The sequence below is a fragment of the Vibrio panuliri genome (assembly GCF_009938205.1).
Taxonomy (GTDB): Bacteria; Pseudomonadota; Gammaproteobacteria; order Enterobacterales; family Vibrionaceae; genus Vibrio; species Vibrio panuliri.
Genome location: NZ_AP019654.1, coordinates 3,068,298 through 3,080,580 on the forward strand (window position 1 = coordinate 3,068,298; position 12,283 = coordinate 3,080,580).

At 45.8% G+C, this 12,283-nt stretch carries 14 protein-coding genes; 4 read left to right on the forward strand and 10 right to left on the reverse strand.

Annotation, left to right across the window (positions count from 1 at the left end):
• Positions 1-85: 85 nt before the first annotated feature.
• The 6 genes from arsJ to rhtB all read right to left on the reverse strand — a co-directional run bounded on the left by arsJ (position 86) and on the right by rhtB (position 5,222).
• Complete coding sequence (gene arsJ, locus GZK95_RS14120; protein ID WP_075715427.1) at positions 86-1,303, reverse strand: organoarsenical effux MFS transporter ArsJ; 1,218 nt, start codon at positions 1,301-1,303, stop codon at positions 86-88.
• A gap of 69 nt (positions 1,304-1,372) precedes the next feature.
• A complete protein-coding gene (locus GZK95_RS14125; protein ID WP_075715426.1) occupies positions 1,373-1,864 on the reverse strand; it encodes a cyclin-dependent kinase inhibitor 3 family protein in 492 nt (163 codons plus the stop codon).
• 11 nt (positions 1,865-1,875) lie between these two features.
• Complete coding sequence (locus tag GZK95_RS14130) at positions 1,876-2,877, reverse strand: ArsJ-associated glyceraldehyde-3-phosphate dehydrogenase (RefSeq protein ID WP_075708846.1); 1,002 nt, start codon at positions 2,875-2,877, stop codon at positions 1,876-1,878.
• A 19-nt stretch (positions 2,878-2,896) separates the two neighbouring features.
• Positions 2,897-3,238, reverse strand: a complete 342-nt coding sequence (locus GZK95_RS14135) for a metalloregulator ArsR/SmtB family transcription factor (protein WP_075708845.1) — start codon at positions 3,236-3,238, stop codon at positions 2,897-2,899.
• 118 nt (positions 3,239-3,356) lie between these two features.
• The gene (locus tag GZK95_RS14140; RefSeq protein WP_075715425.1) at positions 3,357-4,583 is read right to left on the reverse strand and encodes an EAL and HDOD domain-containing protein; all 1,227 of its coding nucleotides are present in this window, start codon (positions 4,581-4,583) and stop codon (positions 3,357-3,359) included.
• Positions 4,584-4,604: 21 nt separating this feature from the next.
• The gene (gene rhtB, locus GZK95_RS14145) at positions 4,605-5,222 is read right to left on the reverse strand and encodes a homoserine/homoserine lactone efflux protein (protein WP_075715424.1); all 618 of its coding nucleotides are present in this window, start codon (positions 5,220-5,222) and stop codon (positions 4,605-4,607) included.
• A gap of 84 nt (positions 5,223-5,306) precedes the next feature.
• Between rhtB and GZK95_RS14150 the strand changes: the two genes are divergently transcribed.
• Both GZK95_RS14150 and GZK95_RS14155 read left to right on the forward strand, forming a co-directional pair.
• Positions 5,307-6,296 carry an alpha/beta fold hydrolase gene (locus GZK95_RS14150; protein WP_075715423.1) on the forward strand — a complete coding sequence of 330 codons (990 nt, stop codon included), beginning with the start codon at positions 5,307-5,309 and terminating at the stop codon, positions 6,294-6,296.
• Positions 6,297-6,448: 152 nt separating this feature from the next.
• Positions 6,449-7,276 (forward strand): Cof-type HAD-IIB family hydrolase, encoded by an 828-nt coding sequence (locus GZK95_RS14155; protein WP_075708841.1) that lies wholly within the window; start codon positions 6,449-6,451, stop codon positions 7,274-7,276.
• Positions 7,277-7,312: 36 nt separating this feature from the next.
• Here the strand turns inward: GZK95_RS14155 and GZK95_RS14160 are convergent, their stop codons facing one another.
• Positions 7,313-7,783, reverse strand: coding sequence for an EVE domain-containing protein (locus tag GZK95_RS14160; RefSeq protein WP_075715422.1), 471 nt, complete (start codon positions 7,781-7,783; stop codon positions 7,313-7,315).
• Between the two features lie 38 nt (positions 7,784-7,821).
• Between GZK95_RS14160 and GZK95_RS14165 the strand changes: the two genes are divergently transcribed.
• Both GZK95_RS14165 and GZK95_RS14170 read left to right on the forward strand, forming a co-directional pair.
• Positions 7,822-9,354: a COG3650 family protein gene (locus GZK95_RS14165; protein ID WP_075715421.1), complete on the forward strand. Its 1,533-nt coding sequence runs from the start codon at positions 7,822-7,824 to the stop codon at positions 9,352-9,354.
• Positions 9,354-9,959: a tRNA-uridine aminocarboxypropyltransferase gene (locus tag GZK95_RS14170; protein WP_075715420.1), complete on the forward strand. Its 606-nt coding sequence runs from the start codon at positions 9,354-9,356 to the stop codon at positions 9,957-9,959. Before GZK95_RS14165 ends, GZK95_RS14170 begins: the two co-directional genes overlap by 1 nt.
• Here GZK95_RS14170 and yigB read toward each other — a convergent pair.
• The 3 genes from yigB to GZK95_RS14185 are packed head-to-tail and all read right to left on the reverse strand — an operon-like array spanning position 9,945 to position 12,272.
• Complete coding sequence (gene yigB, locus GZK95_RS14175; protein ID WP_075715419.1) at positions 9,945-10,658, reverse strand: 5-amino-6-(5-phospho-D-ribitylamino)uracil phosphatase YigB; 714 nt, start codon at positions 10,656-10,658, stop codon at positions 9,945-9,947. The two genes, GZK95_RS14170 and yigB, sit on opposite strands and share 15 nt — an antisense overlap.
• A gap of 17 nt (positions 10,659-10,675) precedes the next feature.
• Entirely contained in the window at positions 10,676-11,596 is a 921-nt protein-coding gene (xerC, locus tag GZK95_RS14180) for a tyrosine recombinase XerC (protein WP_075708836.1), read from the reverse strand.
• Positions 11,568-12,272 (reverse strand): DUF484 family protein, encoded by a 705-nt coding sequence (locus GZK95_RS14185; protein WP_075708835.1) that lies wholly within the window; start codon positions 12,270-12,272, stop codon positions 11,568-11,570. The genes xerC and GZK95_RS14185 overlap by 29 nt, the downstream gene beginning before the upstream one ends.
• Positions 12,273-12,283: the final 11 nt, after the last annotated feature.

Here is a 12,283-nt window from a genome sequence, read left to right on the forward strand (position 1 = left end):
ATATAGCAATAAAAAAGCTGACTAAACCAATAACAAGTAACGGTTTAGTCAGCTTTTGGTGAGCGAAATGAGCGCCAGATAAGATTTAGGTCGTGACTTGCTCAAGTTTAGGCAGCTTAATCGAGATCAACGTCGTAATCGCGAGAAAGGCAAACGAAACCCATAAACAGGCAGATAACCCTGCTAACTGGAACACCCAACCCGAAAGCACGGTGCCGATTAGGCGTCCCATCGCATTAGCCATGTAATAGAAACCTACATCCAGGGAAACTCCATCTCCTTTGGCATAACTCACGATAAGATAAGAGTGTAGCGATGAGTTAACGGCAAACACCGCGCCAAAAATCAGCAATCCTACAACAATAACCAATTGTGGCTGCCAGCCAATTTGTACTGCATAAGCAATCCCGGCAGTAATCACGGCTAACAACCCAGCCCAAAATAGCGCAGCGCCACCATCTGGTACTCGCCCTTGAGCTTTACCGGTTATCTTTGGTGCCAAACCTTGGACAAAACCATAAGCGATGACCCATAGAGCAAGAAAACCGCCAACCCACAAATGCTGCCAACCAAATGTTGTACCTAAGTAGATAGGTAGAGCGATAACAAACCACACATCCCGAGCACCAAATAAAAACATGCGTGCCGCAGACAGGATGTTGATCGATTCAGACTTAGAGAATATCTGGCTGAACTTGGGCTTAACCTTCGCTTTCCCCATATCACTCTCTAGCCCAAGTAGGCTTCCCACCAACACAAGAGACAATACGCCAGCCATCAGTAAAACTGCCGCTTTAAAGCCCACCAGCGACAGCAATAAACCGCCAACAAAGAAACCAACACCTTTGAGCGCATTTTTTGAGCCCGTTAGAATTGCGATCCATTTATAAAGCGCGCCTTGCTGATCATCTGGCACTAAAGTCTTGATCGAACTCTTCGCACTCATCTTGTTCAAGTCTTTAGCGATTCCCGACATTGCTTGGGCTAACATAACCCAAGGAATCGTTAGCCAAGCATTGGGAACGGCCAGCATGGCAAGCGCTGCTATCTGCATACCCAAACCAATATTCATGGTTTTGTTTAGCCCTAGTCTCGCCCCAAGCCAACCACCGATTAAGTTCGTGACAACGCCAAAAAATTCGTAAAACAGGAAAAGTGATGCAATCTCTAGCGTGCTGTAACCCAAATCATGAAAGTACAGCACCACCAGCATGCGCAAAGCGCCATCGGTAACGGTAAAGTTCCAATAATTAAAGGTCACCAACATATATTGACGAACACTTTTGCTCAAATTGGCAAACATAAACCACCTTATGTGAACAGCAATTAGAGCTTTTGGACACCTGTGATCCAAAAGCTCATTTCGGTCTCATTAACCTTGAGCGATTCGCTCAATATAGTCGACTTGAACAGACTTAGTGAACGCCCCTGGGCGCAGCGCCTGGACTTGTGAAATGATCTCCGTTAATGCCCAGTCACGCTCAAGCAACAGATGTGCTGCCAACAAACCAGTACGACCGGAACCACCCATACAATGCATCGCCACTTTGCCACCTTGTTCCACGATATCGTGTAAGGTTGGCGCTACCGCCGCCCATTTAGCAGCAAACTTCTCATCTGGAGCGCAATCGTCTTCAATCTCGATCTGAAACCACTCCATCCCTAACTCTTGAGTTAGCGAACCCAATTGCGAGACATTTTTTTCGGCCAACTCATAATCATCTAATGCCGTAACAATCGCTTGAACACCTTGCTGTTTGAGCTGCTCTAAACTCTCATAGAGAGAAGCATCTTTGGTACCTGGGCAAGGAGTTAAAATCAGTGCCCCTTGCTCAACATCAAGTTGCCATGTTGGATGTGTCATCGTCATTCTCCTTACACCAAACCGACTTTACGAACCAACTCAGCGGTACGTGTTGCGTAGCCCATTTCATTGTCGTACCAAGCATAGATTTTTACCATGCGAGAGCCGACAACCATCGTTGATAACGCATCAACAATCGTCGAACGCTGATCCCCTTTGTAATCAATCGATACCAGCGGACGTTCTTCAAAACCTAGAATCCCTTTTAACTCGCCTTGCGACGCTTCTTTCAATAATGCGTTCACTTCTTCTGCTGTGGTATCACGCTTTACATCAAAGATAATGTCAGTCAATGAAGCATTCGCCAGTGGTACACGAACCGCGTGACCATTAATTTTTCCTGCAAGATCGGGGAAGATTTCAACAATGGCCGTCGCGGACCCTGTCGTCGTTGGGATTAAACTCATGCCACAAGCGCGAGCACGACGTAGGTCTTTATGCGGAGCGTCAAGAATGGTTTGAGTATTGGTCAAATCATGAATCGTCGTAAAAGAAGACTGTTCAATACCAAGCTTCTCATGAATGACCTTAACCACAGGTGCGATACAGTTAGTCGTACAAGATGCCGCCGTTACGATACGGTGTACATCTGGGTTAAATATCTCATCATTTACCCCTACGACGATGTTTGCAATTCCCTCTTCTTTCACCGGAGCAGAAACAACCACACGTTTAACGCCTTGCGCTAGATACTTATTAAGGAACTCCGTTTTACGATGCACACCAGTCGCCTCAATCACGACATCGCAACCCGACCAATCAACGGCATCAATCTCTTTTTCACGTGTTGTTTTAATACGTTGACCAGCAATGATCATCTCATCACCTTCAGCTGCAACCGCATGATTCCAACGACCTTGGACAGAATCAAACTCTAGTAAGTGAGCAAGTGTATGGCAGTCACCGGCAACATCATTAATTAAAACAAACTCTAGCTCTGGCCAATCAAATGCCGCGCGGAGTGCAAGGCGACCAATACGGCCAAAACCGTTAATCCCTACTTTAATCGTCATAATTGTCTCTCTTTCTACATTATTGGCAGCAAACAGGACGAGCCTGTATCGCATGAAGTCTTTCAATATCTTGCTGATACTCTGTTTTTAAGCAGTTTGAAGCGACAAGATCATCAATCAATTTGTTCATCCACCCAGGAAGCGAAGGAGAGCGGCGATAGAACACCCATTGACCTTGGCGAACATCTACGAGAATGCCACTCGAACGAAGCTGAGCTAAATGGCGAGAAATTTTTGGTTGGCTTTCATCAAGAGCCTGCGTCAACTCGCCGACACATAAACACTCTTCACGCATGATAAGCATCAGACAACGCACGCGAGTCTCATCGGAAAGCAACTTGAAAAATTGATGAGGTAACATAACTCAACATTCCTATATATGGATATGCGTATATGTTTATTTATTTTTGACCATTGATCAAGCACTGATTATGCTTTGTCATAAAAGATTCATGTTAAACAGGGGAAAATAAGGGGGGTCAGTTAAGTTTGTGGATCGACTCACTCCAACGCTGAGCTTCAGAGAGTTTTGTCATCACTTCATCCATCGGGATATTGAGTAGCTCACAGGCATGCTGCATGCCATTCCAGTCCCCTTTCTCATAGCACTCTTCAATCGTGAGTAAAATCCCGTAGGGACCTTGGCGCTCCAACAACGCGAGTTTTATCGCTTGATTCAGTGGCAATTGCTCAAGCAAGGTTTCAATAGAGAGGTCAAACATGGCATCAATTATCGAGAATAACCCGATTAAAAAGGCCTGTTCTTTATGTTTCTGTAGAGGATTGTGGGAAGACATCAAAGAGCAAAATTGCGCGCGTTGCAAAGAGAGGCAGAATAACTCTCGCGGCTTCTTATTTGAAATAAACGATGCGACAGTTAGAGAAACAAACATTCTCAGTCGCTCTTGGCCAAGGTAAATCAACGCCTGTTTAAATGATGAAATCGAGACTTCTAGACGATCAGAAAGACCATTGACAAAGTGAAGCAACTTGTATGACAGCGTGACATCTTTCGCCACAATTCGCTCGACTTTATTAAAGTCGACTTCCGCCTTGCACACTTCCTGAAACAACTCCATTGCCACAATCTGCTCAGGGCTCACATAACGTTGCTGCACCATTTCAGGTTTGCTAAAGAAAAAACCTTGGAAAAAGTGAAAACCTGCCGAGCGAGTTTTCTTAAACTCCTCTTCAGTCTCAACTCGTTCAGCTAAGTACTTGCGCTTGCTGCCATCTGCGACACGCTGACGAACAAACTGGCACGCCTTATCCAATCCCATCGCGCTAATATCAATTTTAACGATGTGAACCAAAGGCAAAAAGCGCTCCCACTCCGCGCTATAGACAAAGTCATCTAATGCGATCAAATAACCATGACGCTTAATATCCCGAATCGCTTCGTACAACTCGTCAGTTGGCTCGCATGTTTCAAGCACTTCGATAACGATTTTTTCTTTTGGCAAGGCCAACGGCAAGCGACGAACTAGACTTTGATATGGGAAGTTTACGAAGCAACGCGAATGGGCAATGACCGGGTTAGTGCCAATGCCCAAAAAGTTTTCCGCAATCAAACGATAGGTGGCGCGATTCGACTCTATATGCGCAGGGTAAGCATTATGCTCCCCATCACGAAACAGCAGTTCATACCCGAGAGTCTGCCTACGAGCATTGAGGATTGGTTGTCTCGCTACATAAGTATTCTTCATTGGCCACTTTTTGCTAGTGATTTACGACTTTGCTGTCGCTAATAATGCCCCACAGCCAACAAACATGGAACCAAATACTTTATTGATCTTACCCATTACATTCTCAGAACGAATAAAACGTCCCATTTGTGATGCTAAGGTCGTGTAACCCAACATCACAATTGCGTCAATCACCACAGTTGTCACCCCTAAAATCACAAACTGGATCAGTTGCGGTTGGCTTGGATTGATAAATTGAGGGAAAAGTGCCACTAGAAAGACAATCGACTTAGGATTGGTTAAGTTGATAACAATGGCACTACGCATTAACGCAAGCCCAGAACGGTTGTCATCACCACGCTGCATCGACATACTGGTGTTATCACGCCATTTTTGAATACCCAGCCACACCAAATAAGCGGCACCAACCCACTTAATCACAGTAAATGCCATCGCCGACTGGGCGACTAACGCCCCAATACCAGCACCAACCAAAACAATATGGCAAGCTAAACCAATTTGTAGGCCAGCAATCGCCCCCAAGGATTTACGTGTACCATAACTTAAACCATTGCTGATTGAGTTGACGGTTCCTGACCCCGGAGCCAAACTAAAAACAATTGCGGTTACCACATAAGCTAACCAAACATGCAAATCCATGTTGTATTACCTCTCGACTAAACAGCATTAGCCAAACATAATGAAAACTCATCGTAAACCCAAGGTAGTTTAGGTCCACAAAACATGACCACAAACAGCGCAGTCAATCCATGCTCTTATACTCAAGAGACAACCTTTGAGCAAGTCATCAGTAACGAAATTGCTGAGTTCTGGGCTGGTCGTAAACAAGGATATTTGCGCACACCGGACAAGCGGAACCTCTATTGGATCTCACTCACTTCAGAGCAACATACTAGATCAATTGTAGTCGTTAATGGCCGTATTGAATCAAGCTATAAATACCAAGAGCTGTTTTATGACCTGTTCCGTCAGGGATACAACATCTATTCCTATGATCACCGAGGTCAAGGATGCTCTGATCGTCTCGTCAAAAATCACGATATTGGTTATGTCGAAGAGTTTGACGACTACGTAGAAGATCTCGCTCAACTGGTCGAATTATTTGACTTGGGACGATACCAAAAGCGCTTTCTCTTAGGGCACTCTATGGGAGGGAATATTGTCACTCGTTATGTACAAACTCATCCAGAGCACCCTTTTGATGCGATGGCGTTAAGTGCGCCTATGTTTGGTGTTAATGTCGCTTGGTACCTCAAACCCATCGCCCGCTGGATCGGACAGATTTTAACAGCACTGCATGCCGAACCTAATTACGCGCCAGGGCAAGCTCCCTATTACTCAAAGCCATTCGAAGGCAATCTGTTGAGCCAAAGCGAAATTCGTTATCAGTGGTTTCGCCGCCTCTATGAAGATAAACCGGAACTGCAAGTTGGTGGTGCCAGTACGCGTTGGGTTTGGCAAGGACTAATCGCCTGCAAGCAGGCAATACTGCTGACCCGCCAAGTGAAAATCCCCCTATTACTTCTTCAAGCGGGCAGTGACAAGATTGTCGCCAATGAGGCGCAAGTGCAGTTTGCCAAGAAACTCGCAAAAACGAATGCCAACTGTCAGTTAAAGGTCATTCATGACGCTAGACATGAGTTATTTTTCGAACAAGACAAGTATCGCAATCAAGCACTGGATATCACTTTAGACTTCTTTTCATCTCACTAAAGTCTTTTAAAAACAACCGTGTTGAGTTGCATAAAAATAAGGAAAGAGAGGCGTGATTTTTTACCCTCTTTTTTCTTCCTCAATTAGAGTAAAATATCGGCACTCGCAATTCGGCTCTTCGCATTGCAGCGTTATGTTCACATGAGGGCTATATGACCACACTACGCAAAGACACCCCATTCCAACTTGTTGCTTCTGATCTTGATGGTACGCTTTTAGCACCAGACCATAAACTCAGTGCTTACTCTAAGCAAACACTAAAAGATCTGCATGAAAAGGGCTTCACATTTATCTTTGCCACTGGTCGCCACCACGTTGACGTCGCAGGCATTCGCGAACATGTGGGTATTCCAGCCTATATGGTGACATCTAATGGCGCCCGTGTTCATGACCAACACAATAAGTTGATGTACAGCAATAACGTGCCGATGGATCTCGTCAAGCAAGTGATCGACACCATCAAAGTCGATCCTGATATCTTCATTCATCTATACCGTAACGATGATTGGATGCTCGACCGTGAAGATGACTTCTTGCGTAACTACCACGAAGAGTCTGGCTTTAGCTACACGCTATATGATGTAAACAACCCACCGGTTGATGGCGTGGCAAAACTGTTCTTTACGCACCCTTCTCAAGATCATGAATACTTGGTGAAGTTTGAAGAAGAGCTCAACGACAAGTTTGGTGACCAGCTGAACATTGCATTCTCAACCCCATGGTGTTTAGAAGTGATGGCTGCTGATGTATCGAAAGGGGATGCTCTGAAAGTCATCGCTGAGTCGTTGGATCTGAAATTGGAAAACTGTATTGCATTTGGCGATGGCATGAACGATGTCGAAATGCTGCAAATGGCTGGTCGTGGACTGGTGATGGCGACTTCTCACCAACGCGTGAAAGACGCCTTACCTAATAATGAAGTAATTGGCAGTAATGCAGATGATGCCGTTGCCCACTACTTGCAAGATCATTTGTTATAAAGAGCGACCGCAAACATAAGGCAGCATTGGCTGCCTTTATTGACGGGCAGGCAGATGTTCTTTGGTCAAAATCGCCTGCCACTCCTCTTCTGATACGGGCATCACCGATAGGCGGTTGCCGCGTTTTACCAACGCAAAATTCTCCAGTTCTGGCATCGCTTTCAGCACAGACAAGGGAATAACTCTTTCCGTCTTACGTACAAACTCGATATCAACCATAAACCAGCGTGGATTCTCAACGCTCGATTTAGCGTCGTAGTAATCACTTTCGATATCAAAAGCAAAATGGTCTGGATAGGCCGCTTTCACCACCTTTGCAATCCCAGCAACGCCAATATTCTTGCAAGAGGAGTGGTAAATCAGCACCCAATCGCCTTCTTTCACCTCATCACGCAACATGTTCCTAGCTTGATAATTGCGTACTCCTTCCCAGCAGGCGACCTTTTGTGTCCGCAATGTGTCAATAGAGAAGGTGTCAGGTTCTGTTTTGAACAACCAATATGCCATAATGTCCTCAATATCAGTTCGGATAAGGAAGATATAGCATGAAGGCACTCAGAAACCCAGCGATGCTGGTCAGCCTTTTCGCTTTGCAGGCTTGCTCCACCATCGATTTTTGGCCAGACGATCAAACAGAGCAAGCAAAGCAGCCTCTGGCGAATTTAGAGCAACCTAACACCATAAAACCACTGCCCTTTGTCTTACGTGGCGAGGTTATCCTTGGTCATGAAGCACAATCTATCCAACCTTGTGGCAGTGAATTGCAATACTGGCTATCCATTGACAATGATAAGTTGCAGCAAGCGATGCACCTGACCCACACCCCTTATCAACCTATGTATGGTGAAATGGTTGGTCATTTAGAGACATCGAGTCAGGAAGGCTTTGATGGTGATTACAACGCTCGCTTCGTGGTCTCGCAAATTAATATGCTCAGTGCTGAGAATCCGAATCGCTGTGACCGCCCAATCCGTCCCACTCAAGCATTTGGCAATGAGCCGTTTTGGTCTTTGAGCGTGGAAAGTGAGCAACTGACCTTTCAACCTATGGGTGGTCAAAAACAAATTATGCCGATCATCACCAAACGCATCGAGTCTGACCGTCAACGATACGACTTCAGCAACGGACAACTTGAACTGAATCAGCGTAGTTGTTCAGATGGTATGAGTGATAGCCTATACAGTTGGACTTCCACGCTAAAAATGTCAGGCAAGACCTACCAAGGGTGCGCCACGCTCAGCAATGCTGATAGCAGCTTAGACTGGATAGGACAATATCAAGCGACTTCAACCCAAAGCAGTGGCTTTGAAATCGTGCTCGATATGCAAAGTGACCACGGGGCGACCACGACCTACCGTTACCTTGATGGCAGTGGTGATCTCGTTGAACGTGGTTATTGGCAGCAATTATCGCCAAATCAAGTTCAAGTTGTGATGACACACCACCAGCAGCAACCTCTGCTTTCTGAACGCCTTTTTACTCGTGATGGTGACCAACTAACGGCGAGCAAAGAGAAAGTCGGTGATGTTGTCTACCCAATCGCAGATGGCGGGTTAGTGCTGTATAAAAACGAAAGTCACTCACAAGAAAACCGTGCTCAGATCCGCGAAGACGCGGTTCCATCATCAGCCGCTTTTAACCCCAAAGTCGACCGTGCGCTGCGTGAATACTTTAAACAAGACAATATTGATGCAGCGGGCAGCCGTTATCGTTGGCTAACTTACGATCTCAACGGAGATGGTCAACAAGAACTGCTGGTTCAGTTGGATTGGTGCGGTTCCGGTGGTTGCACTTTACTGATATTTGAAAATCAGCAGCAAAAATGGCGCTTCAATAGCCGCATCACGTTAGTAAATACACCGCTCAATCTAGGGCAAAAATCTAATCAGGGTTGGCAAGATTTGGTGCTCTTTGTACGCGGTGGAGGGGCGATTCCTAACCAGCACGTGCTGCGTTTCAATAATGGACGTTACCCTCTCAACCCAAGTGTTGCACCGACCGCTAACTTTGATGACTTAAGTCCAGTTCAGCTATTCAGTGATGGCTTGACACCTCATCAAGAAGGGGTACAGCTTTAATGTCTAACATCACGGGCTGCCATGGCTGCGGCCTTCACCATCAATGCGTTTGTCATCTGGTGCCTCATATTGAGGTGCCAGTACATATTGCTCTGCTAATGCATGAGAATGAGGTAACCAGAGAGACCAATACTGGCCAGTGGCTGTTAAAGGCGCTTCCCTCAACAAGCAAACACATTTGGCAGCGCCGATCTCCCTGCCCTGAACTGATCAAACTGATCGAAAGTGATCACTATCAGCCATATTTGCTGTACCCGAGCGACAACAGCGTCTCACTCTCTGAAGTCACGAATATGTCGGCACAACAACAGAAAGTTCCGTTGCTAATTATTCTTGATGGTACCTGGCAAGAAGCCGCAAAAATGCTAAGAAAAAGTGGATGGTTGGCGGCGCTGCCCGGTGTGCATCTCACACCAAGTCAACCGTCAGCGTACCAGCTAAGACGCAACCAGCAGCAAGGACATCTGTGTACTTTTGAGGTGGGGGCTGAAGTGATTAAAGAGCTTGGCTTTACTCACCAAGCTCAGCAACTCGAGGATTTTTTCCAACAATATATACCGATATTTAAGGCAGACAAAAGCGGTCATGCTTTAAAGCATCAGTAACGACTCAAGCGTATTAATTTCAATATCTGGTAGAACGCGGCTATGTTTCGCCTTGCGGATGCACACACCTTGATCGTTGTACCAACAGGCTTGAAAGCCATTCTGTTTCGCACCCAACACATCGGTTTTAAGATGGTCACCAACGTGCAGAATGGCGCCACTTTTGACTGACAAATATTGCTGAGCCTTAGCGAACATATCGGTATGAGGCTTCGCATACCCGTCACGGCCAGCCCGTAAAATCAGAGAAAAGTAATCGCTTAGGCCAATTCGTTCGACATCCACATTACCATTAGTGATCGCCACCAGCGGGTACTTTTCCGCCAACTCTGCCATCACCTTATGTGTCATATCAGGCACCGTAAAATCACTCCGAAGACGAAAGACGACAGCAAGAAGATCATCCGCTGCTTGCTCTGCTTGTGGTTCAGAGTAGCCTAATGCCATTAAACCTAACTTCGTGGTGCGATGACGCCATAATGTCACATCGCTATGTAGCCAAGTATCCTGTTTGCCTAAATCGAGTTTTAGTTTTAACCACCAAGCTTCATCACGCGTTGCGGCAATAGGGTGTTGTTGATGCAACCAAGCATTCGCTTCACGAGTCAACCGAGCGATAACCGGACGGTTGTCATAAAGCGTGTCATCCAAATCAAAGCTCATCGCCTGAATGGGTTGTAACTGCCGATAGTATTTCATCACTTCACCCTACATCGTTATTTCTTTTTCGCTCTTGGATGCGCTTGGTCATAAACTTGCGCTAAATGTTGGAAATCTAAATGGGTATAGATTTGTGTGGTTGAGATATTTTCATGCCCTAGTAACTCCTGCACCGCACGCAGGTTATTACTCGACTCAAGCATATGCGTAGCAAAAGAGTGACGCAGTTTATGTGGGCTAATATGGCTTGCTACCGCTTGTTTTTGCCCCCATTCTGCCATGCGTTTTTGCACATTTCGGTGAGAGATGCGCACACCAAGTTTAGAAACAAACAGCGCTTTTTCATCTGGCTTTGCTAATGTTGAACGCACTTTAAGCCAGTTCCCTACCCACTCTTTCGCAAGACCAGAGAAAGGCACTTTACGCTCTTTGTCACCCTTACCGACCACGCGTAGCTCCCCACTGAATAGGCTAACATCTTTGACATTAACACTAACCATTTCGGCCAAACGTAAACCCGCGCCATACATCAGTTCCATCATTGCTCGGTCGCGAATAGAGAGCGGATCATCATCGGTTACTTCAAGTAACTGCCCCACTTCATCGACATCAAGGTTTTTCGGCAACGGGCGCTTTTTACGAGGCGCAGAGACCCCTTTCGCTGGGTTGGCCGTTAGCTCACCACGTAAGATTAAAAAATCAAAGAAACTACGCAAAGATGACAAACGAGTCGCAAGGCTGCTCGGCTTCATGCCTTCCCGCATCCCTTTACTTGCCAATTGTCTTACCCAAGCCGCATCAACTTGAGTCCAATCTTTTAATCCCATGCTTAGCAAGTGCTGAGCCATGGTTTCTAGTTGTTGTTTATAATTACGCTGGGTATGCAGACTAAGCCCTTTTTCGCTTCTAAGATACTCATAGAAACGCTCCAAGGGCTTTTGTAAGCCGTTAGGCAGAGGTTGTACTGATTCGCTCATTGGTGTCCATTTGCCATGGTAGAGTCGCTATCAAGTGTGACAGGACCAAAGCCAAGTGGCGTAAAAACAGGGTATCCATATGGGGTTGAAAGTGACCTCCATCTTCACTTGAGAAAGCGATGAGTCCTTGTGCTTTACCTTTTACTAATGGTAGCACAACGTAGGACCCAAGCTCTGGTGAGCGATTAAGTTCGCCAAACAACAGCTCGCGATCAGCTTGACGTATACGACCTAAATAAGCCGACTTTCCATTTAAGTTGTTGGTTGCGAAACGTTGATAGTGCTCAAAAGTAATTTGATAATGTTTTGATGGCGCATCAAACAAACGCACGTAGGCCAGCAATCCAAGCGCTTTCGCTTTACTCTCTATCGCTTTGATCGCCTCTAATAGCGAATCACATTTTAAGATCTGCTCTTGCAGCCCCATAAACTCATGGAAGGTTTTGTCATTGTTCGCTGCCAATGACATCAATGAGGTAATGTCCTCTTCAAGCTCTTCAATACGTTGACGCTGGCGATTTAGCTGCACATGAACTAGTGATACCGCGCCTTGCTCTTGGGTAGGTAAGGCAAGGCGATCAACTAATTCTCGACGATGGATAAAAAAATCGGGATTATCACGCAGATACTCTGCTACCACTTCCGCAGTTAATGCATCCGCTTCAATCTGAGACACAAAAATTCCTT

Excerpts from the sequence above, each read along its gene's own strand:
- arsJ (WP_075715427.1), bottom strand. The coding sequence starts at position 1,303 with ATGTTTGCCAATTTGAGCAAAAGTGTTCGTCAATATATGTTGGTGACC.
- GZK95_RS14125 (WP_075715426.1), bottom strand. The coding sequence starts at position 1,864 with ATGACACATCCAACATGGCAACTTGATGTTGAGCAAGGGGCACTGATT.
- GZK95_RS14130 (WP_075708846.1), bottom strand. The coding sequence starts at position 2,877 with ATGACGATTAAAGTAGGGATTAACGGTTTTGGCCGTATTGGTCGCCTT.
- GZK95_RS14135 (WP_075708845.1), bottom strand. The coding sequence starts at position 3,238 with ATGTTACCTCATCAATTTTTCAAGTTGCTTTCCGATGAGACTCGCGTG.
- GZK95_RS14140 (WP_075715425.1), bottom strand. The coding sequence starts at position 4,583 with ATGAAGAATACTTATGTAGCGAGACAACCAATCCTCAATGCTCGTAGG.
- rhtB (WP_075715424.1), bottom strand. The coding sequence starts at position 5,222 with ATGGATTTGCATGTTTGGTTAGCTTATGTGGTAACCGCAATTGTTTTT.
- GZK95_RS14150 (WP_075715423.1), top strand. The coding sequence starts at position 5,307 with ATGACCACAAACAGCGCAGTCAATCCATGCTCTTATACTCAAGAGACA.
- GZK95_RS14155 (WP_075708841.1), top strand. The coding sequence starts at position 6,449 with ATGACCACACTACGCAAAGACACCCCATTCCAACTTGTTGCTTCTGAT.
- GZK95_RS14160 (WP_075715422.1), bottom strand. The coding sequence starts at position 7,783 with ATGGCATATTGGTTGTTCAAAACAGAACCTGACACCTTCTCTATTGAC.
- GZK95_RS14165 (WP_075715421.1), top strand. The coding sequence starts at position 7,822 with ATGAAGGCACTCAGAAACCCAGCGATGCTGGTCAGCCTTTTCGCTTTG.
- GZK95_RS14170 (WP_075715420.1), top strand. The coding sequence starts at position 9,354 with ATGTCTAACATCACGGGCTGCCATGGCTGCGGCCTTCACCATCAATGC.
- yigB (WP_075715419.1), bottom strand. The coding sequence starts at position 10,658 with ATGAAATACTATCGGCAGTTACAACCCATTCAGGCGATGAGCTTTGAT.
- xerC (WP_075708836.1), bottom strand. The coding sequence starts at position 11,596 with ATGAGCGAATCAGTACAACCTCTGCCTAACGGCTTACAAAAGCCCTTG.